The following is a 24,092-nucleotide window of genomic DNA, read 5'->3' on the forward strand; positions in this document are numbered from 1 at the left end:
CCTCAAAGATTAACATCAATTTTTGTGTTGCTTATAAACAAGATTTCGGAATCCAGCCGACTTTACCTTTACTATTTTTTATTAATACATAGCCATCACAGTCAGCATTTATAATAGATACTATGTCACCTTCTTGCACAGATAGGAAAGATGTACTAACATCGCTAATACTACGCGTTTCGCTTCCGGAATGAAGAAGATATTCGTTTTTCACCCACTGTTTGACTTCAAGACTCTTATTCTCACAAAATGTAAAGTACGTATCTTCCTGCAGGACAGTAAACTCATAGTTCGGATAGGTAACTGTTCCCATCCGCCCTGTTGGGTCCTTGTGTGCTTGTTGCACGACGCTTGGCTTGTGTATTTCATCTACAAACGTGTAGTCAAAACGCCCATCCTCATAAAGGAGGGCATTGAGTTGTCCATCTGGTTTAATCTGGTTCCCACCATCCATGGAGATAATCTTTTTTTCTAGATCGATAATTGGATTATTGGAACTAATTCTATCCGCGGTATAATTTACCGCGGGCCAGTGGCCAACAATAACGGTTATATCTGCCTGGTGGCCTTCCTCGTAAAAGGAAGGCATAGAAAGAGATGACTCTTCACTTGTATTCTCCCAGTCAGGCCTATTTTCAATTCCAGCATGTACAAGTATGAATTGATCTGTCTCATATGCTAACGGCCTGCTGGAAAGCCAATTCATCTCGTTAGAAAAATGCTCACGGTAAAAGTCACCCAGTTCCTTTAAACTTGAAAAATCACCTAGCTTCTTTTGTTCAAGATGAAGCATGTCATAGAATTCGGTTGATTTTTCATATAGTTCCATATTCCTTCTTTCTCATCCAGTACATATTGAAAGAGAATATCGCAATTACCTTTTGTGATAAATACACGGTTTGAGGACTGCTCCAATTCCATTACATAACGTACCACCTCCAAGCTGTTCGGGCCCTTTTCGCAAAGGTCGCCATTAATGAAGAGGTAATCTTCTGACGTGTAGGCTACTTTATCTAGCAGCCTTCTAAATAATTCCTTGCTTGCATGAATATCAGAGACAATAATAGCTCTTTTATCTGTTTGTAATTCTAGTTTCTCTATGTGAAGCATAGTTGATCACCTTTCTTTAGCTTTCTTGTCGCTTTACATTTCGTTTGGGGCTTGCATCCCAAGCAGGCGTAACCCTTCTTTTATGACAATGGCAGTACATTTGACCAGAGCCAATCGACTCGCTAGCTGATTATCCTCTTGTAGAATCTTGCAGTGTGCATAGTATTTATTAAATTCTCGGCATAACGAGAGAAGGTAAGTTGCAATCTCAGATGGCTTTGCCTGTTCATAGCTCTCTTGAACTTTATTTGGGAAATCCATCAGCTTTTTCACTACAGACCAACTAGGCTCATCTGACAACCCGTCAATGCTTCCTCGATCTACAACACTATTTGATTTTCGTAAAATGGACCATGCTCTTGCGTGCGTATACTGCACATATGGACCGGTAGCACCTTCAAATCGGAGCATGTCCTTAAGGGAAAATTCAACAGAATGCTGGGGATCTGTTTTCAAGTCTTGAAAAATGATTGCCCCGATTCCAACATCATGAGCGACTTGAGATTTGTTTTGCAAAGTAGGATTCTTCTCTTCGATGCTTTTTTCTGCCATCGCAATCGCTTCTCTTAATACATTCTCTAAAAGGACGACCTTTCCCTTTCTTGTTGACATCTTTTTTCCGTCTTGCAAAATAAACCCAAAAGGAAGATGCTGTAGTTGGCTTGCCCAATTAAACCCAAGCTTCTTTAATACTAGGAAGACTTGCTGAAAATGGAGACTTTGCTCTTGTCCAACAACATAGACTGATTTGGCAACATGATATTTTTTATGTCGGTAGATGGCCGCAGTCAAATCTCTTGTCGCATATAATGTTGCCCCGTCCGACTTGCGTATTAAACAAGGCGGTAAACTATGTTCTTCCAAGGAAACAATTTTGCACCCTTTGAAGTAGAAAGCAACCCTTCTCCCTTTAGCAACTGAATCGTTTCCTCCATTTTATCATTGTAAAATGCTTCCCCATTGTATGAATCGAATGTCACGTTTAAAAGCTTGTAAATCCCTTTAAATTCTTCCAAGGAGACTTTTCGAAACCATTGCCATAATTCCAAAGCTCTCGGGTCCCCTTGCTCAAGTTTTAGAAACCAGTGACGTCCTTCCTCTTCCAGCCTTGAGTCCACTTCTGCTTCCTCATGAAAACGAACATAAAGCTTTAATAGTTCCTTAATTAGTTCTTGGCGAACATCCTGTTCATTTCCCCATCGATGATAAGCAGAAATGAGTTTTCCAAACTGTGTGCCCCAATCTCCTAAATGATTAATCCGTATTGCCTTGTAACCGCATTTTTCTAATATATTGGCATAAGCGTTTCCTATTACTGTGGAACGTAGGTGTCCCATTGAAAAGGGCTTTGCAATATTAGGAGAAGAGAAGTCTATGGTTACCTTTTCCCCTTCCACTATAGACAGTGATCCATATGATTCTTTTTTGGTTTGGATGTCCTCTAATACTTCCTTACTAACGCGCTTTTTATTTAAAAAACAATTTACATAGGGCCCTTCAGGGACGACTTTACTAAAAAAAGAATCTTTTGTTTTAATAGCGAGTTCCGTTGCAATGGAAGCTGGATTTTTCTTGTATACCTTTGCCAGTTCAAAACACGGAAAAGCAAGATCCCCTTGTTCCTGATACTTAGGTAACTCTATTCTCTTTAATACTTCATCCTCTGTTAATACCCCTACCGTACTTGCCGCTATTTTCTTAGCAAAAAACTGTTTACCCTTCACACCATCATCTCCTTTTTAATATAAAAAAATCCCGCCTCTATACAGAGACGAGATTACCCACGGTACCACTCTTTTTGTTCAAATTGAACCAAGCTTGAAATGATTAACGTTCATCAACCGGCACACCCTACTAGTCGTCGTTCAGGCTGCTCCTCAGAAGTCCGCTTCATTATCATTGTTCTGTTAGGCTCACACCAAACCCTAACTCGCTTAAGAACCTATGATAATTACTCTCTTCTTCACAGAATTATTTTATAGAGGTTGTTCAAAAAGTCCGGTAAAAATGACACATCGAATTTCTTCGTTGGCTTGCTTTTTCGTTCCTCACGTATTAATTGCATACGTTCCGGTACTCAAAGCTACACCGCCTCGAACTTCTCGGTCCTTTTCATCCTCCTTTTTGATCACGCATTTTATAATTTTTGTAATCATAGCTGAAATTACGCTTCATGTCAACTCTATAAATGATATTTCATGCCTTCATGGGAATCTACAAAGCCTAACTTTTTATAAAATCGAAGTGCGTCTGGCCGTTGTTTATCTGTAGTTAGCTGTACCACATGACAACCTTTTTCCTTTGCCCGTTGGATAGCCCATTTCATTAGTTGCTCTCCAATCCCGCTCCCACGTGCCCTTGAATGTACTCTAACACTCTCAATTAGAGCTCTCCACCCACCTTGATAGGTTAAATACGGGATATAGGTTAGCTGGATAACCCCGATAACTTTTTCACTTTTTATCGCGACAACTAATTCATTGTTATGATCCTGATCAATTGCCTGAAAAGCTTTCAAGTAGCATGTAGGAAGTGGCTGTTCATAACGCTCTCGCTTTTTCCCAAGCTCATCATCTGCAAGCATTTGCACAATCTCGCTTACATCCTCTTCCATAGCTATACGAAAACGCACAGTTGTGTCCATTGTCATCCCTACCTGTTTTTCTTTTATCATACCCCGCTATCTATTCTCCGCATAATACCGATTCGTAATCAAAGTCAATAAGTAAGGATGATACCTCATCCTTCTTGTTTGCTAGATTTGAACATATGCATACTCCATCCAAGCAGAAGAAGCGCCAGGAGAAAAACTGCTGGAAAACTTTGATACCATAGTGCCTCATTTTGTAGAAGAAGTACATTATCTGGGTAAACTTGGCGGAACGGATTGAGCCAGGCCATAACCCCAGAAGGTAAAAGCCACCATAAAGCAAATCCTCCTAACAGTGTAACGAGAACTGCAAATAGAGTAGCCAATGTCTGCTTGATTAGGAGGCTAAACAGGAAGCAGATAGTGATCACTAGAATAATAGTGGTAGAGATAAGGGCAAGCCCTTGAAGCATATACGTTTTGACAGTAAGGAATTGTATCGCCCCATTTTTCTCAAAGAGGACAGGGTAAGCAAACGTTCCCTTTTCTCCAAAGAAAAGTCCTAACAGGAAGGTAAAGCCAAGGATTCCCACCATTGCTAGCAGATACGTAATGATAGCACTCGCAAATTTGCTTATTATAATTTGGTGCTTTTCTAATGGTTGGGTAAACAGTAGATTCACAGAACGGTTTTCAAACTCCCCTGATAACGTATCACCAATAATTAATAGCATGAGAATAATTGCCCCAGCATTTATAAATAGGGTCAGTATTTGTTTTAAAAAGTTGGGTAGTGCTGTGCTATAACGGTCGTGCTGTGGCATGATATCTTCATCTACTAATTTTTGATTCATAGCGGTTCGGTAATTGATTTCCTTTATTGGTATGGTTGTTTCTCCTCCTGCCTCCACATAGCTAGTCAGTTCATTATAGTATTGGTTTTCCAAGTTCAGTTGCTGTTTCCATTCGTCAGTGTTGATGAGATTTCTCACCTCATATAACTTATTTATCATGGAACTATTTATTCGCTGTAATTTCTGTTGCTCTTCATTCTCAGGATCTACTTCCAATTCCGCTATATGCAAACCCGCATTATTGTAATTGGCCTGCAGCAATTCTTCCAACTCTTTTTGCTCTTCTTTCACAATTTGCTCCTGAAAAACGAGATTGCGAATAAACAAAAAGCTAATTCCTATGAAAACCAATAGAAGCAAGAAAAGGAATTTTCTACTAAAAATTATTTTTTTCAATTCAAAAGAGAGTAGTTTCATACGGAAGCTTCCCCTTCAAAAAGTTCACGGTATCGCTTCTCTGCTCCAACCTTTTGATTTTCAATGGAAATTATCTCAATTTGATTCTCATTTAAACAATCAATAAATTGTTGCAGGGATACATCTGTTTCTTCAAAACGTAGTACACCCTTTTCTGCTAGACTATAAGGAATTCCTTTGGCATTAAGAACCTCTACTGCTTTATCCGCATTGCTAACAGATACTTCATATTGATTTAGATGAAGGCCTGTGAGTGACTCCTTGAGCAATGCGCCGTCCTTCATAAAATAAATGGTATTGGTAAGTCTATCGATTTCATCTAAGTTATGTGAGGATACGATAATCGTTGTCCCAATCTCAGCAAGCTCTAATAAGATATTACGCATGTTTATTGCACTTGTAGGATCCAAACCATTTAATGGTTCATCCATCAGTAAAAGCTTCGGTTCATTAATAATAACCATCGCAAGTAACAGATGCTGTTTCATCCCAAGCGAATAATTTCGTACCCGTTTTTTTAAGTAGGATCCCATTCCTACACGCTCGACTACTTCTTTAATTTTACTTTGATCAATATGTTGCGCCTGACAAATAAACTTCAAATGGTCATAGCCCGTTAAATCGCCATACAAGATACGATTATCCTGCAAATAGGACACATCATAAAATAGCGAACTATCTTTGTGGTTTTTTCCAAGGAGCTCAATGCTCCCCTCATCTACTGTCAGCAGATTCGTCATACAATTTAATAAGGTCGTTTTACCCGAACCGTTCGGACCGACTAGGGCAATAATCTGTGGCGATTCAATTTTAATATTGATTCCTTTAAGTACAAGCTGTTTTTTGTATCGTTTTTTAAGATTAGCTACATTTACAATCATGTTCTTCCCCCCTCTTATGAAAACCGCTTCTGTAAAATAGTAACCCCATAGGCCACCAGCCATAAAAGCAGACTTGAAACGGCGAGTACGATCATTCCTTGGTTAAATGAAAAACTACTATTTTCTAACGTAAGCGCCAATTCATTTGTAATTACTTCTCTGACAGAAAAATAGTGGAATGGAATATAAGGAGCAATCATGGACATCACTGAATCCGCACTTAATCCTATCCCCGCAAACAATATGGCGATCGTTAAACCAATTGATACTAAGGCTTTTTTCGTAATAATGGAAAACAAGAATAAAATGGAATAGCAAAAGATCAACACCAAGAAAAAGAGACTAGCAGATTGAAGTAAAAATGTGCCCATGTTCATAAAGCTAAAGGAGAATTCTTCCCCATAAATTAAAACAGGGTAATCCCAATCACCGAACCGGTCAAAGATTGCCCCGAGGATGAATGAAAGCAGTACAGTGCCGAATAGTAAAAGGAATGTTACCAAAAGTATCGTTAAAAATTTCCCTATAAATAGCTTAGAACGGCGTATCGGTTGGGTACGCAATAGCTGGATTGATCCATTTTTGCCAAGCCCTTCTTTTGTGACCATGTCACCAAAAAGAAAGAGAAAAAAACATGCACCTAAAATGTTGAATACGAATGTAAACACATGGTTAGTGAAGTAAATACCGGTTGAAGAATATTTCGTACTGAATTCCTTTAGGAAAGCTTCCATATCTGGGGGCTCGTACACTTGATCATATAGCGTTACCCAAGAGAAAAGATCTATTGGATAAACAGGGGTAATATCTTTATCCCTTAACCACTTGTGATATTCCAGCCTGCTTTCTTCAGTAACAAGCGTGGGCCATGCAGCAGAGTAATATTCATCACGAAATATGCGGTTATCGACATGCTGTTCATATTGTTCTATTTCCTTATTTAATAAAGGGGTCCATTCTCCATTTCTAAAATGTTCTATCTCTTGTTGTTTAACTTCGATGTCTTCCTTATTAAATTCGAGGTTTCCAGCTGTTTCCTTATCTTCCGCATCCAACTCACCTGCCTCAATGGCAACCTCTATATTATTAATCTCACTTTGCATCCTAGAGATATCTGCTTCATTTTCTAAGATTAAATCATCTGTATGCAACGTATGTATGTGAACATATATATAATAACTAAGTATAAAGAGGAGGCAGCCAATTAATAGGACACGGAAGAAAGTTGACCTTGCCATTTTTTTTAATTCAAAACGAATAATTGTGAGCAATGTACCACCTGCTTTTTTATTTATACATGGCTGTTTTTGTATTAGCGTTAACGGTGAGAATAGGGGAAACGCTTGTATATCGTTTCCCCTACATATCATTGCTATTTGTCTGTTATTTCTAAAGAGGTCATCGCACATGGTCCTGAGCAAGATACTGTACCATAGTACCTAGCAATTGTTCTTGTGCCGTCATACTGATAACCATTTAAAGAGAGTGTCCCTTTCCAACCACCTTTATTATAATAATATGTTGGACTAGGTGTTACATTACCAGGTAGATAGTCAATATAATAAATTGTTTTTGATTGAGCAAGTACTTCTTCCCCACTATCACTAGTGGCAGCATTAGATTGTACAGGTACTCCAAAGCTTAATATAAGCGCTAAACCAATGACACCAAAAATCCCCAATTTTTTCTTCATCTAATCACCTCCTTCTCTCTATATAAAACTTCGACATTCCTACTTAAATTCCTTTTGAAGTATTAAAAAAATTACAAATTTATGATATATTTGGAATGTAAGCCATAATATAACGAAGAGTGGGATGATATGAGAAGCAGTGTCAGTATTTTAATTGTGTGTATAGCAATCCTTTTTACAGGCTGTTCAAATGGAACGGAAGATACAGTTAAAAAAGAACCTCCAACTACTACGCAAGAGGCAAATGCTCAACTCGGAAATCCAGCTACAATTGGGTTAGGAAATTCTTCTGGTTCCATGGATGGGATACTAGATGCTTTTTGCTGGGAAGAAACTTGCACATTTAAGCCTGAACCTCCAGACAAGTTGTTACAAGGGGTTCCTCCACTTGTGGTAAGCCCTGGAGACAAGGTAGATATTCTGGTTTCTAGCGACCCTTCGTCACCTGAAGAAGTAGCTAAACCTGATAGCATTATCATTTCGCAAAGTAACATAAATAGTGAGGAATCAATCGAAGTATTGGTCGAGAATGATAGTTTCATCGCACCGAAAGACCCAGGAAGGTATTATTACACGAGCACCGCAGAATGGAATGAAAAACTAAAAGGCACCGCTGTCTACGCTCATTCCTTGTTAGTTAAGGAAGACTAGGATTTCTTGCTGCAAGATGGCCGCTAACATCCCATAAAGAAATTTCGAGGGGGAAATATTATGAAATTACTATTTGCTTTCATACTTATTACCATTTCACTAATTTTCACAGGCTGTTCGAATGATGAGTCTGAGCCTGCTAAGGAAGAAGCTCCTTCCTCCACTACGAAAGTGGGAAGTCAACAGGTCAGTCCTCCTTATATAGGTATAAGTGCTGGTGCCAATTCAACTGCTGCAATGCTAGACACTTATTGTTGGGAAGAAAACTGTTCACTCACTCCTGATCCTCCCAACGAATTGTTGTTGGGTGAGACGCCGCTTCGTGTTAAACCTGGAGAGAAAGTTGAATTCACCTTCTCTACAGGCGATGCCACAGCCCCTTATGAAATTTACACACCTGCTGTCAGCATCGTTCAAATAGAAACCAATGGTGAAGAGGAAACAGATGTTAATGGAGAAAACAGTAGTATAACTGCTCCTACTGTAGAAGGAAAATACTACTATAACATTACTACAGAATGGGATGGCGAACTTACAGGAACAGCAATTTACGCATTTTCTTTATTAGTACGAAAGGAATAGTGTCCTCAAAATTTAGGTCTTCCTTTAAGATCTTTTTTTTCCAGGTGAAATTGATTCATGATTTGCTGAAATATAAACGCCTTTAGATCTACAAATCGTGGATAAATGGGCTTGGCTGTTGAACCTGCAATAATTAACGGTACGAGCGACTCCTGTTTATGCAATGAACCGTGAGCTGCCCCAGCCAAATGAAATGGTGTTGACTGGGCCTTGAATTCGCATCCGGGTTTGGCATTTACCACAAGAAACCTCCCCGATTGGGAATGAAGGGCACCGTACAACCTGGATAATGCGTCAGGAAACTTCCCAAATGCAAGCCTGTCTCCATCAGTCCTTTTTAAATCAAGCACTTCAAGATCCCCTTCAATATGCCAGCTTTGACCATATATATCTTGTGTATTTCCACCTTGAGAAAAGGTTATACGTCCTTCCACTATGCCAGATTCTACATGAATGTGGTTTTGATCCTTCCAGGCGATTACATCAATTCGCTTATCCGCTTTAAGGGGTTCTATTAATGGTGACAATGGTAGCTTCTCATCTAGCACGTAAATATAAGCCATACGTTGATTCACACTAAAAACGAGTTGATCTTTTTTTTGAATAGGGCGTTGAATCTTTGCGATCCGATAATGATGAAGTGATTTTCGTAAATCTATTACAACTTGCTTGTAACTCATCCCAGAAGGTGCGTGGCCATTATCACCAATTACGAGCCAGATATTCTTTTTAAGAGCTTCTTCCCAGCTGGAGTATAGATTTAATGTCTTCTGGATTTCCCGGTCAATTTTTGTAATTCCTTTTATATCCATTGGTCCCCTAAAATGAATACGAGCGTCCAAGTCCTGAAATATACAAAAGGTAAAGCCGGGGAGTTTATTCGTGCGAATTAAATGGCGCAGCTCCCGTGCCGTAAATTTGTGGTTCCCTGCAGCTAGCTGTGTCGGAAAACCCCATCTCCTAATTTTAGAAAAAACTCCTAAGGAAAAAACAGGCGTCGTCTGACTAATCCAGGTGCCCTTTTCAAATCTCGTTAATCCGCGCAGTAACCGAGGAGCCTTCAACCTTTTAGGCGTATTTCCCCGATAGACAAACGAATTAATAGACGCTGAGGACACCCCTTCTTTTGCAAGGTCTTCGTAAATGGTAGTTACTGCTGTACTCATATGCTCATTATTTAGTCGGTAGAGCATGTTATGTATAGATTTGCGCATTCCAATTCGAAAGGTTTCTCTAACACCTGTTCCATAGTTAACAAATTGTTTTTTGTTCGTATCAAACCAATTCAACCCCGGAATATGATGTTGGTCAGGGTAGGTGCCTGTTAAAAGGCTACTATCAATGGTTACGGACATGGTTGGATAAGAGCTGACCATCTCAGGAAAATAGGTACCATTTTCCATTAGGAACTTTAATGCTGGAGCACGTCCTGTTTGGACCGCTACCTCAAGTGGATAGGACATTAATGAATCGATGTTTAACAGTATTACTGGCTTTTCCGGCTTTTTGTATTGGGGCATTTTGCTATTCTTCCTCTCTATACAGTGTTTGACTAGACCTAGTTTAACCAGGCATGCTGAAACAATCCGTATAGAGATTCGGTTTATGGGGTTCTGGTTTCACTTTGTGGTGCTTTGGTTTCACTTTGCTGGGCTTTGGTTTCACTTTGTGGTGCTCTCGTTTCACTTTGCGGCGCTCTGGTTTCACTTTGTGGTGTTCTGGTTTCACTTTGTGGTGCTCTGGTTTCACTTTGCGGCGCTTTAGTTTCACTTTGCGTCTGTCTGGATCTGACGCGACATCACCTCTTTCCGACGCGGCTTTATCTCCTTCCGACGTGACTTTGCCTCCTTCTGACGCGGCTTTACCTCCTTCCGACGCGACTTTGCCTCCTTCTGACGCGACTTCCTCTCTTTCCGACGCGACATCACCTCATTCCGACGCGATTTCCTCTCTTTCCGACGCGACTCTCCAAACGCTCCTCCCCACAAAGCAAATTTCAACAAAACAAAACTCCCCTAGCAAGAAACACTCACCCTGCTAGAGGAGTTTCAATTCTACCTATTTATCCAGCACCGTCTTGGCGATGTTCTGGTCTAACTCTTCGAAATCATGATAGGAAATTGTTTCGTATAGTTCTTTTCTTGTTTGCATATCTGAGACACCTTCCTTTTGTGTCCCTTCTTCTTTTATTAACTGGAAAATCCGTTCATATGCCTTTGCCGCTACGCGTAATGAGGTAACAGGATAGATCACCATTTTAAAGCCCATATCCTGGAAGGCTTCCGCTGATATATATGGTGTTTTACCAAACTCGGTCATGTTGGCTAATAATGGGACATCCACCTTCTCAGCAAAGAGGCGGAATTCTTCATCTGACTGTAAGGCCTCTGGGAATATCGCATCTGTTCCTGCCTCCACATATGCTAATGCACGTGCTATTGTAGCCTCCATGCCTTCATCGGCTCTGGCGTCAGTTCTAGCAACAATGACAAGAGAAGGTGCTGCTTTTTTAATGGCCTGGATTTTCTGCGCCATTTCCTCTGTCGTTACAAGTTGTTTTCCATTCAAATGCCCACATTTCTTTGGAAGCTGTTGGTCCTCAATTTGTACGGCAGCTACGTTTGCTTCTACCATTTCTCTTGCAGTACGTGCGACATTTAGTACCCCGCCAAATCCTGTATCAATATCAACCAACACAGGAAGGTTCGTTGCACGAATGAGATCACGGGCTCTCTCAGCCATCTCAGTTGATGTGACCATTCCTAAATCTGGCAGCCCTTTGCTTGCGGTGTAAGCACCACCAGAGAGGTATAAAGCGGAGAATCCCGCCTTTTTAGCAATAAGTGCTGCCATGGCATCATGGGCACCCGGAATTTGCAAGATGGTTTCCTGTTGAATTAATTCTTTAAATTGCTCAGCTAGCTTCTGCTGCGGTACAGCTTCGTCTACAATCCATGCCATCGTATATTCCTCCTATTTAACAAAAAGCTCCATAAATTCATTCACGTTCATGTCTGAAAGTGTTTCGTAATTGTAGCTGACGGCTTCAATTTGCGCCAACTGTTTCCTAGAATATTGTGTAGCTAGGTTTGCTGCATATTTTTCTAATACTTTCGGTATCGCTTCATCCCGACGGAAACGATGCCCGAGTGGATATTCACAAGCCACACTTTCTGTCGATGTTCCATCTGTAAAGTGAACCTGTACAGCATTCGCAATCGACCTTTTGTCAGCATCTAGATAGTCTTTGGTATATGCTTTGTTTTCTGTCACGACCATCTTATCTCTTAACTTATCAACGAGTGGATTAGCAGCAGCTTCATCTTCATAATCCTCTGCCACAATGTTCCCATTTAAAAGTCCGATTGCTGTAATGTATTGCAAACAATGATCGCGATCGGCAGGGTTATGCAATGGTCCTTTTTTATCGATAATACGAATTGCTGATTCATGGGTAGAGATGGTAATTTGATCGATTTCGTCCCAGCGACCCTTCACTTCTGGGTAAAGCTGTACAGCCGCTTCTGCAGCTGTCTGTGCATGGAACTCTGCAGGATAGGAAACTTTAAATAAAACATTTTCCATAACATAGCTATCAAGAGGCTGATTTATTTTTAGTTCCTGTTTATTAAATAGTACATCCTGGAATCCCCAGCCTGGTGCACTAAGTGCTGTTTGATAGCCCATTTCACCTTTCAATGCCATCATGGCAAGGCGTACTCCACGGCTTGTCGCATCACCTGCAGCCCAGGATTTACGCGAGCCTGTATTTGGTGCATGGCGATACGTCCGCAAGCTTGAATTATCCAACCAAGCATTTGATAATGCATTTACAATTTCATCACGGCCTCCACCAAGCATTTTTGTAACAACTGCTGTGGTAGCAATTTTTACATACAGTACATGGTCTAATCCAACGCGATTCAAGCTGTTTTCCAGGGCAAGTACACCTTGAATCTCATGTGCTTTAATCATCATTTCTAGAACATCTTGAACTTTTAATGGCGCTTGGCCTTTTGCCAGTCTTTCCTGACTAACATAATCCGCTACTGCCAATATACCACCAAGGTTATCTGATGGATGGCCCCATTCAGCTGCCAGCCAAGTATCGTTATAATCAAGCCAGCGAATGATTGCGCCAATATTAAAGGCTCCTTGAACTGGATCTAACACATGAGATGTGCCAGGTACTCGTACACCCTTAGGCACGATAGTACCCGGAACTATTGGTCCAAGTAACTTCGTACATTCAGGATAATTTAACGCAAGAATTCCACATCCCAATGTATCCAATAGCACATAATGTGCCGTGTTGTATGCCTCAGTACTCGTAATATCTTTATTCAACACATAATCCGCAATTTCCTCTAGTAATACGTCTGTTTTGTTCTGTTCATTCGTTGTTTGCAAAAGACTTCTCCCCTTTTTCTTCGATTAATAGCTATTTCCAACATAATTCACACGCGGACGGAACAAACGGTTATGTTGATGTTGTTCAATCACGTGGGCAGATAAACCAGCTGTTCTGGCACTAAAGAATATTGGTGTGTACAAGCCAATTGGGATTCCAAGCATCCAGTAAACAGGTGCTGCATAGTAATCTAGGTTCGGATAAAGTCCTTTTTCCTCACGCATTACTTTTTCCCCAGCCTCACACATTTCCAGTAATGTATGGTCGCCTTTTTTATCACATAACTCTTTTAAGGACTGTTTCATGACGAGTGCCCTTGGATCCATTTTCTTCATGTATACACGATGTCCAAAGCCCATTATTTTTTCTTTTTGACTAAGCTTCTTCATAAGTAATTCTTCAAAAGCTTCTGCCGACTTTACTTCGTTCAACATGTACATGACTGCTTCATTTGCACCACCATGTAGGTTTCCTTTCAAGGAAGCAACACCTCCAGTTAGGGCACCATACAGGTCAGCGTTTGTAGACGCAATAACTCTTGCCGTAAATGTTGAATTCGGCATCTCATGTTCACTATATAGAAGAAGGGAGCGGTCAAATATTTCCGTTTGCCATGGCTGCGGCTTCTCCCCTGTTATCATGTAAAGGAAATTGGCACTATAGGACAAATCCTGATCTGGCTGCACTGCCTTTTGACCATTGATTAACCTGTAACTGTTTACGGTAATGGCAGGTAATTTTCCCAGTAGGCGGTATGCTCTTTCTTTATTTGCTTCCACCGAACGGTTCTCTATATCGCCATCATAACCTGAAAGCGCTGACAAACCTGTCCGCAAAGCATCCATTGGATGGGTGTTTTCTGGTAAGAGATCAAGCACTTTCAATACATTTTGCGGAATATCGTAATGGGTCATAAGTTTTTCTTTTAGGTCGCTTCTCACTGATTCATCTGGCAAGCTTCCTTCTAAAAGGAGATACACCATATCGAGGTAATCATTTTTTTGCGAAAGGTCAATGAGTTCATGTCCTCTTATAATAATTTTTTCCTGTTCCGTGTCTAAAAAAGAAATCTCTGTTTCTGCAGCAACCACCCCTGCAAGACCAGGAACATACTTTTCTTTCGTATCCATATTTTTAACCTCCTAATTTAGTGTGCAGTTTCCGTTGAATTTTCATAAACTTCGCTATCTTAATATAATTTTATTATAAAATTGATTGAAAGATAAGAAAAATATATAATTTAAATAACTAGCCATAGAATTTTTCAATGGCACGTAGGAGGCGGCGTCATGAAATTTCAGGATTGGGAAATGCTCGCGACCTTGTATGAGACAGAAAACATTACGCAGGCAGCAGAACGACTATTTCTCTCCCAGCCGACTTTAACATCCAGGCTTAAAAATATGGAGAACTATTATGGCGTTCAACTAATGAACCGAAAACAACGGGGAATCACGTTTACCCCTGAAGGTGAGCAACTGGCACAACATGCCGTAAGAATGCTGTATGAGCAGCGTAAGATTGAGGAAAAATTACATAACATGAAGAATCAAGTTGCAGGGACACTACGAGTGGGTGTTTCGAATTTCTTTGCACTAAATAAAATGCCTAAGCTCCTCCGCTTATTCAAACAAAGCTATCCAGATGTAGAATTCCAAGTTGTAACCGGTTGGAGCAGTGATATGCATCGTCTAATCTCTAATCACGATGTACATATTAGTTTTATTAAGGGGAACTATGCTTGGAATGAACAAAAAGACCTTCTTTACGAGGAAGAGATCTGTATTGCCTCACCGTGGAAATTTGAATTAGAAGATCTCCCGACAATGCCAAGAATTGATTATTATACAGATGAGAAAATGCGAACGATCGTGGAGCATTGGTGGTACAGTAACTTTAAGCAGCAACCAAATATTAATATCCATGTAAACCAGGTTGACACATGTAAAGAAATGATCGTAAACGGACTTGGCTATGCGATATTAGCTAATCTAGTTGTGCGCCCATATCCCGAACTTTTCATAAAACCAATAAATCTGCCTGATGGAAAGCCGATTACTCGGAAAACATGGATGTATTATCATGAAGAGGCTCTTGACTTAAACATTGTAAAAGCCTTTGTTAATTTCATTCAAACCCTTGATATGAAGGCATTATAGTGTACAAATTTTGTTGAGTTCATCATCATGTTTAACTAGACCAAAACCCGGTTACAGTATAGTAGAAACATAAAAGATTCTGCTAAAACATTTTGGAGGTGGATAAGATGGCTACAAACAAGTTTAAAACAGGAGAAAATGCACCTGAGAGCGGTAAGTACAAGGTTGATAGTCTAGTAAATGGCGGATCTAGCAGCGATGATACGACCATTGACATCGAACAAGGAGAACAATTCCCTCCTTCCCCTTCAGATAATGATGCAGCGTATTGGGTAAAAGCTTAAAAATGAGCACCCTCCTGGTATTAAAACAGGAGGGTGTTTTCTGAGTTTATAAAAAAATTTAATGTATTCCGCGTATTTTATTTTGGAGCAACCTCTTTTATTTTATTTAAGTAAAAGAGGTATACTTACTATTGAAAGCAATAAATAGAAAAAACGGAGGTAATTCGTATGAATAAAGTAGCAATCGTAACAGGTGGCGGCAGCGGACTCGGACAAGCTACAGCTGTACGTCTCGCAAAAGAAGGAGTTAACATTGCCGTAGTCGATGTTAGTGAAAAAGGCGGAAATGAAACGGTAGAAAAGGTTCAGAATGCGGGGGCTGATGCCATTTTCATCAAGGCGGATGTCTCCAAAGCAGAAGAAGTAAAACAGTATGTCGATAAAACAGTAGAAAAATATGGGCAAATTGATTACTTCTTTAATAATGCAGGGATTTCTGGAAGTGGCGAGTATTTCTTAAATACAAAAATAGAAGAAATTGAACAAATTGTAGGTATCAATTTATTAGGTGCACTATACGGTGTTCGCTACGTAGCAGATGTGATGCTTAAAAACGGTGGTGGTGCCATCGTGAATACTGCTTCTAGTGCAGGTGTAATCGGCCAGGATTCTGTGGTAACATACTCTGCTACGAAGCATGGTATTGTTGGCTTAACTAAAAGTATGGTTGCAGAATATGCGAAAGACGGACTACGTTTAAATGCTATTGCACCAGGTCCAACAGAAACACCTATGGTTAAAGCTTTCTATGAAGCTAACCCGGAAATGAAAGAGAATGCAGAAAGCGGCATACCGCAAAAACGTTTAGGCACACCAGAGGAAGTAGCAGAACTTGTAACCTTCCTACTCACGTCTAAAGCAGAGTATATTAACGGTGAAGTAATCCGCATCGACGGTGGTTTTACAAACACTAAATAAGTTTCATTAAAAAACGTGAGGCTGGGTCAAAAGTACTTTAGCTAAATGAAAACCCGAACTATTATGTTAATCCTTGGATAAAGGATTGCTAAGTTCGGGTTATTTTAAATTAAGCGTAGGCAGAAAACGGAGACTCCAACGGGAACAGCACGAGTCCGAAGACCCCCACAAGAAGGAACAAAGGCTAAGAACGCCACGTCCTGTGGCAACGCCTTTGTGACCAACATCCTGTTGGCCCGAGGCCGTGCCCGTGGAAAGCGAAGTGTTCTGCTGAAGCGATGCTAAAAAGTATTATTCGTATTTAGCGTTGATAATTTGATTATGTCCCAGCTATTAGATATTGAAATATAAATCAAAATTCCTCTTTTCTCTTTTCATCAGGCTTCCCCAAAGCCAAGAAACCAAATCAATTTTAACAAAAATTGGCTAACTTGCCACTGGAATGTAGTTTAATTAATCCTTAACTCTTAATAAACGTAGAGCGTTTAATATGACAATGATAGCAGCTCCTGTATCACTCAATACGGCTAGCCAAAGTGTGAGCCATCCGGGAAAGATAAGCACAAATGCAATAAACTTCACAATCAAAGAAAACCAGATATTTTGTTTAATAATGGCTAATGCTTTTCTACTTAGCTTAATGGTATGTGGCAGTTTTTCTAGATTATCTGCCATTAACACGATATCCGCTGTTTCCATCGCAGTATCGGTCCCTGCACCACCCATAGCAATACCTAAGTCAGATGTTGCAAGTGCTGGAGCATCATTAATTCCGTCACCAACCATGGCAACCTTATAGCCTTCATTTTGCAGCTGTTTAATTGCTTTAACTTTATCTTCCGGTAATAGTTCAGCAAAATAACGATTTACATTTGCTTCTTTTGAGATCATTTTGGCAGTGCCTTCATTATCCCCTGTTAACATGACTACTTGGTTTATCCCGACTTGCTTCAAGCCATCTAATGCCTTAACAGTCGTTGGTCGAATGGTATCCGAAACAGCAATAATACCGAGAATTTCTGTCTGCGTACCTATAATCACAACTGTTTTTCCCTGACTCTGTATTTCGTTTAGTTCATGTTTAATTGCACCCAGTGGGATATTCATTTCTTCGAATAATTTTAGATTACCAGCAAAATAAATCTCTCCATTAATAGTTGCTTGGACGCCTTTACCAGCAATACTTTTATATAATTTTCCAGCTTTCGGTTGAAACCCTTTGTCTTTCGCATACCCAACTATTGTTTTCGCGATTGGATGTGTGGAGTACTCCTCTAATGTCAAAACGACAGAAAGTAACTCGTCTTCTGACATGGTTAATGGCTTAATCTCAGAAACTTTGGGTTTACCCTCTGTTAACGTACCCGTTTTATCAAACGCAATCGTTTCAATAGCGCCAGCACTTTCTAAGAATGTCCCACCTTTAATAAGCACCCCATTTTTCGCTGCATTTCCGATTGCGGATACAATAGCCACAGGTGTGGAGATAACTAATGCACAAGGGCAAGCAACAACTAATAATGCAAGTCCTTTGTACGTCCATTCACCCCATGTTCCCAATCCAAGAAGAGGAGGAATAACGATCACAGCTAGTGCAAGCAGAAACACAATAGGGGTGTATATACTAGCAAACTTATCTATAAATGCTTGCGTTGGTGCTTTCTGCTCCTGTGCTTCTTCTACTAAATGAATGATTTTTGAAATAGTCGTATCTTCAACTAATTTCGTAACTTTTACTTCAAGAGAGCCACTTTCATTAATTGTACCTGCATAGACAGTATCACCATTCACCTTATCAACTGGAATAGATTCTCCTGTGATCGGTGCCTGGTTGACACTGGTTTCACCTTGGATAATTTCTCCGTCGAGTGGAATTCTATCTCCAGGCTTGATGACAATGACATCTCCAACTCTAACCTCATCTACCGGCTTTTTGACTAATTCTGACCCGGCCTTAATCCAAGCTTCTGACGGCGCTAAGTCCATTAAATTACGAATGGATTTCCTCGTCTGTTCAATAGACCTATTTTGCAGAGCAGTACCAACTGCAAACAACCACACTACCGTTGCACCTTCAAACCATTCACCTATAATTGCGGCTCCAATTGCAGCAGCTGACATCAAAACGTTCATGTCTAATGAACCACTTTTTATAGCAAAATAAGCGCTCTTCACTGGTTTAGCGCCACTTATCACAATTGCGACAGCATAAAGAACCGTAGATATAATTGGCGCAAGCCCACTAAAAGAACCAATAAAGCCAATTGCTATTAATAAACCAGAAAGAGTAGTTACACTGCCATACGTGCGCTTCTTTTTTGTTGTTTCCACAGGTTGGCCTTTGTTTGAAAGCAATGTAGCACGGTAACCAAGTTTTGACACTTCTGAAACAATTTCATCAACCGAATTATCATGTTCGAGTTTCATTTTACCAGTGGCAAAATGGACATTTACACTTTTAACAGAAGGATGATGATTGAAGTGGTTTTCAATACTTTTTGCACAACTTCCACAATCCATGCCTTCTACATCATATGTTTTAATCTGTTTATTTTGATTCACAGGAGCTATCTTAAAGCCTAGCTTTTCAACCGTATTTTCTATTTGGTCGAGTGATTCATTCCCACTTGCTACTACTTTTAATTTGGCAGTATTATAATTTACCTTAGCCTCTTGAATGTTATCTAGACTACGCACCCCTTTTTCAATGGTTAAAGCACATGAAGGACAATCCATTCCTTGTACTCTGTATTCCATTTCCTCACCTGTGAAAGTCGATACAGGATTTGCTTGTGGTGGAGTATCGCAGTTAGCACAACAACTTGATTCCTCTTTTGATATATGAGATTCTGGTTCATCCTTTTCATTACTACAGCAAGAGGTTGTTTCCTCATTGTTAGTGGAGCTCTGATTACAGCACCCGTTTGCTTCTATGGCTGCAGCTTTAGGTTGACTGTCACAGCAACCTTGTTTACTTTGAACACCTTCACTACCAGTTGACCCACAGCATTTATCTGCCATTTATTTTCAACTCCTTATTCTACATGACTGTCACAGCAAGCAACATCCTTCTCTACATCTTCTAAAACTACATCAACCATTGTTAATAAATCACGTACTAATTGATTCCGGACACGATAATAAACATATTTTCCATCTTGTCTACCGACCACAAGTCCACAGCCTTTTAGACAAGATAAATGTTGTGAAATATTTGATTGATTACCATTAATGTCTTGAACAATTTGCGACACCGTTTTTTCATCTTCTTTTATGCTTTCAAGAATTTGGATCCTCGTTTTATTGGAAAGTCCGTGTAAAAACTTCATTTTTGTGTCTATATCCACTTGCCTCATTTCTCTTCCCCCTCAACATATTAGTTTTCACTAATTTATGTAGTGTCATCATATTAGCAATAACTAATATGTATGTCAACAAATGTTAAGCGAAGATTAAACTGTACATGGTGGTGCATTGTAAATCTTTTGGAAAAATAAAAAACTACCCACCTAGGATAGCTTTTCATAATGGTATTAACTATTTAACTCATATAAGACCTGCTCTTAAAAAACACCTGTGGCATCATGAGATAATTTTCTAACCTGTCTTAAATATGTAGTCATATTCTGATCATCCTCTAATGGGTAAGTGAATTGTAAATGTGCCGCAACCTCTTTAGCAAGGACTCTAAATAATTCGCATGTAACAAATATGGACTCCCACATATTTGTATAATCTGCATCAGAATATGTCCCTTTATACATTTTCCAATACGTATCAGGTAGAAAGTTTTTAAAATACTTTCCTAACTTTCCAACTGAAACTTGAAAGTCTGTCTGTATACCTATCCACCAGCTAACCATGTTGTCTAGCGCATTTCTCATTGTTAACTCAAACATCTGTTTTGCATATGGAAGTTCATCACGCCAAATACCTTTTGCAACATTTTGTGCGCACCACCAAAAATTGTTTGTGTAACTATCATAAGCAGCTTTAGATGGTTTCTGTACATGATAATCCACATCTGACGGGGAAGGAATAGCTGGCAATATATCATCTTTATCTAGTAAAGGAACGGTAAGCTTATCCCGCTCATACTCTTCCAACATTCTTTCCTTCGTCTTTAGCTGAAGGTCAATCCGATTGCCGTCTGTAAAAAGCATTAAAAGCCCGTAAGCAGCGGTTGTTTCACTTTCTATGCCTCTTCCAAAGTTGTTTTTGTCGGGTTCTTGTATCATAAGTAAGTCACCAAATGTATCAAGCCAGGATTTATCCTTTAAAAATGACACAATCTCTGTAACAACATAGACAATATCATAATCTTGGAATATATCTTTTGGGACATTCGGATTTGTCCTTGAACCATTCATATATCCGCTCGAATACGTTCATCCTTTTTAGCTGTATGTAGTATTAGCTCCATCATTTCTTGTTCCGTTCTCATGTTTCTCTCCTCCAGCTAATCTCTATTATGTAATATCTAGAAACCTTCCCAGGACTACCCTAATAAGCCAGAAAGCTAGTCTAAAAGGTAAGATGATCAACTCTGGCACCCAAAAAAGTACGTCCATCAATGCATCCCACTTCGTATAGGCATTATGGTCCTTTCTTGCTCTTCTTGTTCTAGCTTTCTTCTTCTTCCACCATTCCTTCAACCCTCATCACCTCTATACGTTATTTAGCATTTTTCACAAAAACAACATAGGAAAGGAACGCTAGATATACAAGTCCTACATGCATACTTAAAATATATGCAAAGTATTTGGCATAATAGTCTGGTGTCAATGCTACACTAGATTGACCTATACTCATGTAACGTGCTACCAACTCGGGTATAAGGAGTGCCATTAATACAATGCCAATTATGCAAAGCGCAAACTTACCGTTGTTCGTCAACGCATAGTCCCCCCTCTCTTATAATTTAAAATGTAATACAAAAAGGTTGTAGGCTCTCATCTAAGCAGTATTCTATTCTTTGTCTAAAGTTTTTCCACTCAATCATTTCTAACGCATTCTCAATAGGGAAAAATCCTACCTCTAAACTTTCAGGACTAGTTGTTGGTTTTCCACCTACCGGCTTTGCTAGAAATAATGTGTTACATATGGAGCGTTCTATATTTTGAAACATGCCACAAAATCTTGTAATCTCAACCTCTATACCTGACTCTTCTTTCGTTTCCCTTATAGCTGCATCAATTACTGACTCTCCTTCTTCAACCTGACCACCAGGCATTTCCCATCCTCTTTTAGGACCTTTTATTAGCAAAACCTCTTGATTATCATTCAGAACGATTGTCGCTGCAGAAACAATGTGTTTTGGTGGTATCATCTGTTTAGCCTCCATTTCAAATAATTAACTTCTAAGACAAGCTATGTATCCCATATAATACTTACACATCACACTAAATTGTTAAAATAATCCATACATTAAATCATTATACATTACCATCATTCATGTTAACAGAAATTTTAAAAAATATAAGGCAAATCATTTTATATCATGTTACATTCAACTGAAACCAATAATTTATAGAAAGAAGGAGAAAATGTGAAAACGCAAATTGAAGCTGTTCCGAATTATCGTCTAGCGTATATGCGTCAGGTGTATCCCGGTTCTTCCGATATAACTCAACTAGCTCCTTTAACCGAAAGTTGCCTAACTTATAGAAAAAGCAACATGCTTGAAAATGAGAAAAACCTCCTTGCTTGATGTGCAAGGAGGTTACATTTATTTACCGAAACAGATCTAAAAATCGTTCCCACATACCTTTTTCTTCTTCTTCTGGTTCTTCTGTTGTCTCTGGTTCAGGAATTTCAATCCCTTCCGTTTTTAATACAAATTGAACAACCTCTACATTCTCATTTTTATCAGAAACAAAGGAGCTAGGTTCATAATCAGTGTTTGCATACTCCTCCATCATTTCGACTGTTTCCTTTTCAATTTGGCCAGGCAAATCACTAGTAGCATCCTGCAATTCATTTGTTCCATCATGCAGGTCACTCACACCGTTAAGTGTTGCTGAAGTTCCGTTACCTAACTCCTGTATACCGGAATCAAGTTCTTGGTATGTTGAGGTCAACTGACCGACGCCATCTGTGTAGCTTACAAGTCCGTTATGGAATGACTCATACTGGTTAGAAAGAGTAGAAAATCCCTCCTGCATTTGGGCAATGGATTCTAACCCTCCAGTTGATGCCATGGCATTCTCAATCTCTGAGGCCATAGTCTTTAAATTGGAAGCCATCCCTTTTGTAGCCCCAGATGTTTGTTCCAACGCTCCTGAAACACCATCGAATGCTTCTTTTACCGCGTTATACGTCTGTTTTGCTGCATTTGCAGCCTGATACGTCTCAACTAGTTGCCCCACAACTTCTTTATTTGCATTACTATTTTCTAATTCCTCTAACTGTCCTTCGCTAATTTCATAGGAAGGTATTGCCTCTATTGCTTTTTTTAGTTGCTGATTCGCTTCACTGTAGCCTTGATTTAATTCATCTAATGCTTGTGCAGATTGCTCTATTCCACCTGCTATATCACGTAAATGGTTAGGAAATTGTTTCATGGCACTTAAATCTAATTCGCCTGTGCTTTGTTGAACAGTTTGGTTAATGGTTTGTAATGCATTCTTTATTTCTGCTGAACCATTAACCAATTCTCCAGATGATCCATTTAGTTCTTCCATTCCATTACGGTATTCAGTCGATCCATTACCAAGCTCCTGTGCACCTTGGTTTAGCTCTGACACACCGTTCTCTAAGTCACCAACACCTGAATGAATTTCACTTATCGCATCAGAGAGCTCCTGCATTTCCTCGGTCATTCCACCAAGATCTGGGCTTTCAATCGCCATTGAATAAGGGGCAGCATTTATTTCGATAGGATCTATCTCGAAATTTTTAACCTCCGAAGAAATAATGTACGTTTCTTCCTTGTCAGGCATAACCGAAAATGTAATTTGCTTATTTTGACCTGCATTAGCCTTTGTTCCTTCAGGGGCCTGGATATCATCAAAAATCGCTGGATCTAATGTAACCCCAATTTGTAGCAGGTAATTTTCAAAGAACTCAGCGTCTATCTCTTCATTTGCAGACGTAGAGATCTGTATTTCAAGCGATCCACTCTTTCCCGCAATATTTTGCGGTGCCACTTTTTCTCCATCTAACAAGTACGTAATAGAAATGTCCCAAGGTAACGTTTGATTTTCCATATTCCCCTGGTAATAAAACTCTCCATCTTCCGCTTGGAATTGAACTGTATTTCCATCATTTACAATGTCGGTCAAGCTACTTAGATTCCGTACAGATGTATATTCTCCATAGTCGACAATCTCACCAGGATTAGTCACGCGGAAGGTGTTCACAACATACATGTCTTGCAATTGGCCATTGGCACCCATGTTTCCATAAATCACTTCATCTTTTGACGTATAATCGCCGGATGAATTTTCCTGCGTTTCATCAGCAAACACAGTGCTTGAGAAGGAGGAAAACACGAGCATGGAGCTAAAAACGATCGGTACAATTTTTTTATTACGCAATGGA

General features: G+C 39.6%; 22 protein-coding genes, 2 pseudogenes and 1 other annotated feature. Of the genes and pseudogenes, 5 read left to right on the forward strand and 19 right to left on the reverse strand.

Annotation, left to right across the window (positions count from 1 at the left end):
• Positions 1 to 31 precede the first annotated feature (31 nt).
• From BN985_RS17150 to BN985_RS17185, 8 genes and pseudogenes are all read right to left on the reverse strand, one after another.
• Positions 32 to 829 (reverse strand): SH3 domain-containing protein, encoded by a 798-nt coding sequence (locus BN985_RS17150; protein WP_084157601.1) that lies wholly within the window; start codon positions 827 to 829, stop codon positions 32 to 34.
• Positions 766 to 1,110 carry a metallophosphoesterase gene (locus BN985_RS17155; RefSeq protein ID WP_084157603.1) on the reverse strand — a complete coding sequence of 115 codons (345 nt, stop codon included), beginning with the start codon at positions 1,108 to 1,110 and terminating at the stop codon, positions 766 to 768. Before BN985_RS17155 ends, BN985_RS17150 begins: the two co-directional genes overlap by 64 nt.
• Before the next feature lie 33 nt (positions 1,111 to 1,143).
• Positions 1,144 to 2,834: pseudogene (gene argS, locus BN985_RS17160) on the reverse strand (arginine--tRNA ligase).
• 40 nt (positions 2,835 to 2,874) lie between these two features.
• Positions 2,875 to 3,086: a binding site (T-box leader), on the reverse strand.
• Positions 3,087 to 3,292: 206 nt separating this feature from the next.
• Entirely contained in the window at positions 3,293 to 3,754 is a 462-nt protein-coding gene (locus BN985_RS17165; protein ID WP_042225311.1) for a GNAT family N-acetyltransferase, read from the reverse strand.
• Between the two features lie 95 nt (positions 3,755 to 3,849).
• On the reverse strand, positions 3,850 to 4,971 hold the full coding sequence (locus BN985_RS17170) for an ABC transporter permease (RefSeq protein WP_042225096.1): 1,122 nt from the start codon (positions 4,969 to 4,971) through the stop codon (positions 3,850 to 3,852).
• Complete coding sequence (locus BN985_RS17175; RefSeq protein ID WP_042225097.1) at positions 4,968 to 5,852, reverse strand: ABC transporter ATP-binding protein; 885 nt, start codon at positions 5,850 to 5,852, stop codon at positions 4,968 to 4,970. The genes BN985_RS17170 and BN985_RS17175 overlap by 4 nt, the downstream gene beginning before the upstream one ends.
• A 14-nt stretch (positions 5,853 to 5,866) precedes the next feature.
• Positions 5,867 to 7,123, reverse strand: coding sequence for an ABC transporter permease (locus BN985_RS17180; RefSeq protein WP_042225099.1), 1,257 nt, complete (start codon positions 7,121 to 7,123; stop codon positions 5,867 to 5,869).
• A 101-nt stretch (positions 7,124 to 7,224) separates the two neighbouring features.
• A complete protein-coding gene (locus tag BN985_RS17185) occupies positions 7,225 to 7,545 on the reverse strand; it encodes a hypothetical protein (protein ID WP_042225100.1) in 321 nt (106 codons plus the stop codon).
• A gap of 129 nt (positions 7,546 to 7,674) precedes the next feature.
• Between BN985_RS17185 and BN985_RS17190 the strand changes: the two genes are divergently transcribed.
• Positions 7,675 to 8,196: a hypothetical protein gene (locus BN985_RS17190; RefSeq protein WP_042225101.1), complete on the forward strand. Its 522-nt coding sequence runs from the start codon at positions 7,675 to 7,677 to the stop codon at positions 8,194 to 8,196.
• A 60-nt stretch (positions 8,197 to 8,256) separates the two neighbouring features.
• Positions 8,257 to 8,778 (forward strand): hypothetical protein, encoded by a 522-nt coding sequence (locus BN985_RS17195; RefSeq protein WP_042225102.1) that lies wholly within the window; start codon positions 8,257 to 8,259, stop codon positions 8,776 to 8,778.
• Between the two features lie 5 nt (positions 8,779 to 8,783).
• Here the strand turns inward: BN985_RS17195 and BN985_RS17200 are convergent, their stop codons facing one another.
• From BN985_RS17200 to mmgD, 4 genes are all read right to left on the reverse strand, one after another.
• Entirely contained in the window at positions 8,784 to 10,298 is a 1,515-nt protein-coding gene (locus BN985_RS17200; protein ID WP_042225104.1) for an alkaline phosphatase family protein, read from the reverse strand.
• Positions 10,299 to 10,836: 538 nt separating this feature from the next.
• Positions 10,837 to 11,739: a methylisocitrate lyase gene (gene prpB / locus BN985_RS17210; protein ID WP_042225109.1), complete on the reverse strand. Its 903-nt coding sequence runs from the start codon at positions 11,737 to 11,739 to the stop codon at positions 10,837 to 10,839.
• Between the two features lie 12 nt (positions 11,740 to 11,751).
• Complete coding sequence (prpD, locus tag BN985_RS17215) at positions 11,752 to 13,188, reverse strand: 2-methylcitrate dehydratase (protein WP_042225111.1); 1,437 nt, start codon at positions 13,186 to 13,188, stop codon at positions 11,752 to 11,754.
• A 24-nt stretch (positions 13,189 to 13,212) separates the two neighbouring features.
• Positions 13,213 to 14,319, reverse strand: a complete 1,107-nt coding sequence (mmgD, locus tag BN985_RS17220; protein WP_042225114.1) for a citrate synthase — start codon at positions 14,317 to 14,319, stop codon at positions 13,213 to 13,215.
• A 159-nt stretch (positions 14,320 to 14,478) separates the two neighbouring features.
• Between mmgD and BN985_RS17225 the strand changes: the two genes are divergently transcribed.
• From BN985_RS17225 to BN985_RS17235, 3 genes are all read left to right on the forward strand, one after another.
• The gene (locus tag BN985_RS17225) at positions 14,479 to 15,348 is read left to right on the forward strand and encodes a LysR family transcriptional regulator (protein WP_042225117.1); all 870 of its coding nucleotides are present in this window, start codon (positions 14,479 to 14,481) and stop codon (positions 15,346 to 15,348) included.
• Between the two features lie 107 nt (positions 15,349 to 15,455).
• Positions 15,456 to 15,632: a YjzC family protein gene (locus BN985_RS17230; RefSeq protein WP_042225118.1), complete on the forward strand. Its 177-nt coding sequence runs from the start codon at positions 15,456 to 15,458 to the stop codon at positions 15,630 to 15,632.
• A gap of 168 nt (positions 15,633 to 15,800) precedes the next feature.
• Positions 15,801 to 16,550, forward strand: a complete 750-nt coding sequence (locus BN985_RS17235) for an SDR family NAD(P)-dependent oxidoreductase (protein WP_042225119.1) — start codon at positions 15,801 to 15,803, stop codon at positions 16,548 to 16,550.
• A 453-nt stretch (positions 16,551 to 17,003) separates the two neighbouring features.
• Here BN985_RS17235 and BN985_RS17240 read toward each other — a convergent pair whose 3' ends face one another.
• The 7 genes and pseudogenes from BN985_RS17240 to BN985_RS17270 all read right to left on the reverse strand — a co-directional run bounded on the left by BN985_RS17240 (position 17,004) and on the right by BN985_RS17270 (position 24,088).
• Positions 17,004 to 19,571, reverse strand: a complete 2,568-nt coding sequence (locus tag BN985_RS17240) for a heavy metal translocating P-type ATPase (protein ID WP_084157607.1) — start codon at positions 19,569 to 19,571, stop codon at positions 17,004 to 17,006.
• A gap of 14 nt (positions 19,572 to 19,585) precedes the next feature.
• Positions 19,586 to 19,906 carry an ArsR/SmtB family transcription factor gene (locus BN985_RS17245; RefSeq protein WP_042225121.1) on the reverse strand — a complete coding sequence of 107 codons (321 nt, stop codon included), beginning with the start codon at positions 19,904 to 19,906 and terminating at the stop codon, positions 19,586 to 19,588.
• Between the two features lie 207 nt (positions 19,907 to 20,113).
• Positions 20,114 to 20,994: pseudogene (locus BN985_RS17250) on the reverse strand (aminoglycoside 6-adenylyltransferase).
• 25 nt (positions 20,995 to 21,019) lie between these two features.
• Positions 21,020 to 21,205: a hypothetical protein gene (locus BN985_RS17255; protein WP_042225123.1), complete on the reverse strand. Its 186-nt coding sequence runs from the start codon at positions 21,203 to 21,205 to the stop codon at positions 21,020 to 21,022.
• A gap of 19 nt (positions 21,206 to 21,224) precedes the next feature.
• On the reverse strand, positions 21,225 to 21,446 hold the full coding sequence (locus tag BN985_RS17260) for a hypothetical protein (protein ID WP_042225124.1): 222 nt from the start codon (positions 21,444 to 21,446) through the stop codon (positions 21,225 to 21,227).
• 25 nt (positions 21,447 to 21,471) lie between these two features.
• A complete protein-coding gene (locus tag BN985_RS17265; RefSeq protein ID WP_156960160.1) occupies positions 21,472 to 21,879 on the reverse strand; it encodes an NUDIX hydrolase in 408 nt (135 codons plus the stop codon).
• Positions 21,880 to 22,282: 403 nt separating this feature from the next.
• Complete coding sequence (locus tag BN985_RS17270) at positions 22,283 to 24,088, reverse strand: methyl-accepting chemotaxis protein (RefSeq protein ID WP_042225126.1); 1,806 nt, start codon at positions 24,086 to 24,088, stop codon at positions 22,283 to 22,285.
• Positions 24,089 to 24,092 lie beyond the last annotated feature (4 nt).

The sequence above is a fragment of the Oceanobacillus manasiensis genome (assembly GCF_000724085.1).
Taxonomy (GTDB): Bacteria; Bacillota; Bacilli; order Bacillales; family Amphibacillaceae; genus Oceanobacillus_B; species Oceanobacillus_B manasiensis.